1 protein-coding gene is annotated in these 1,398 nt (G+C 72.0%); it reads left to right on the forward strand.

Going from position 1 to position 1,398, the window contains the following annotated elements:
- The coding region (gene dnaG / locus AC1D12_RS33335) for a DNA primase (RefSeq protein WP_477845377.1) at nt 1–1,398 on the forward strand (1,398 nt) is incomplete at both ends.

Consider the following 1,398-nt stretch of genomic DNA (forward strand, 5'->3'; position numbering starts at 1 on the left):
CTCAGCGACGTGCTCGCCAAGGCCAGCGAGCATTACCGCAAGCAGCTCAAGGGCAGCCCGCGGGCGATCGACTACCTGAAGGGCCGCGGCCTGAGCGGCGAGATCGCCGCCGCCTTCGGCCTGGGCTATGCACCCGACGGCTGGCGGGCGCTGGCGAGCGTGTTCCCGCGCTACGACGACCCGCTGCTCGAGGAGAGCGGCCTCGTCATCTCGCAGGGCGAGAACGACGAGGAGCGCAAGCGCTACGACCGCTTCCGCGACCGCATCATGTTCCCGATCCGCTCGGTGCAGGGCGACGTGATCGGCTTCGGCGGGCGCGTGCTCGACAAGGGCGAACCGAAGTACCTGAACTCGCCGGAGACGCCGGTGTTCGTGAAGGGCCGCGAACTCTACGGCCTGCACGAGGCGCGCGCCGGGCTGCGCAAGCGCGGCTATGCACTGGTGGTCGAGGGCTACATGGACGTCGTCGCGCTCGCGCAGCACGGCTTCGACAACGCCGTGGCGACGCTGGGCACGGCCTGCACGGCCGAGCATGTGCAGAAGCTGTTCCGCTTCACCGAATCGGTGGTGTTCAGCTTCGACGGCGATGCCGCCGGGCGGCGCGCAGCCGGGCGGGCGCTCGAAGCCTCGCTGCCGCATGCCAGCGACACCCGCACCGTCCGCTTCCTGTTCCTGCCGACCGAGCATGACCCGGATTCGTACGTGCGCGAGCTGGGTGCCGAAGCCTTCGAGACCTGCGTCGCGCAGGCGGTGCCGCTGTCGCGCCAGTTGCTCGAGGCGGCCCGTGACGGCGGCGACCTGTCGACGGCCGAGGGCCGGGCCAAGTTCCTCGCCAACGCCAGGCCGCTCTGGTCGGCGCTGCCGGAGGGTGCGCTGAAGCTGCAGCTGCTGGCCGAGCTGGCGCAGCAGGGCGGCATCGCATCGGCCGACCTGACGCAGCTGTGGCAGGCCTCGGCCGCGCCGCGGCACGGCGGCGGATCGCCCTCCTCCCGCCACGAGCCGCCCGACGACGACGGTTACGGCCCGCCACCGGACGACGGCGCCCCGGCCGCGCCGCGCGAGCGCTTCCAGCGGCGGGAGAGCAGCAGCGGCGGCCGCAAGTGGACCAAGGAATGGACCAAGGAGTGGAAGGGCAAGCGCGGCGAGCGCGATCGCTACGAGGAAAGCGGCCCCTTCCCGCCGCAGTCGAAGACGCGCACCGTGCCGACCAGCCCGGCCGACACCGTGCTGCGGCTGTTGCTGCTGCACAGCGACTGGTGGGACCAGCTCGGCACCGACGACCACCAACTGCTGCACGAGCTGCCGGCGCCGCACGGATCGCTGGTCACCTGGCTGGAGCGCCACCTGCTGGAACACGGCGCCACGCCATGGGCCGTGCTCGAGCAGGCACTGCACGAC

It is taken from the genome of Rhizobacter sp. P1_G5, from assembly GCF_056405435.1.